Annotated in this window: 1 protein-coding gene; it reads left to right on the forward strand. The window is 41.3% G+C overall.

What is annotated here, in order from left to right; all coding sequences use genetic code 11:
* The coding region (locus NE637_RS15750) for a tyrosine-type recombinase/integrase (protein WP_256267863.1) at nt 1-206 on the forward strand (206 nt) is incomplete at both ends.

Here is a 206-nt window from a genome sequence, read left to right on the forward strand (position 1 = left end):
GTGCTGATACTGTTAAAAACAGGACTTCGTATCTCGGAACTGTGCGGACTGACAGTAGCCGATATTGATTTCAAGAATGAAGTTGTGATTATCGACCACCAGTTACTAAAGAGCAAGGATCAAGGCTATTATATTGAAACGCCTAAGACGAAAAGCGGAATAAGGCAAGTACCATTAAGCAGAGAAACGATACAGGCATTTCAACG

Source organism: Desulfovibrio desulfuricans, assembly GCF_024460775.1.
Classification (GTDB): domain Bacteria; phylum Desulfobacterota; class Desulfovibrionia; order Desulfovibrionales; family Desulfovibrionaceae; genus Desulfovibrio; species Desulfovibrio desulfuricans_E.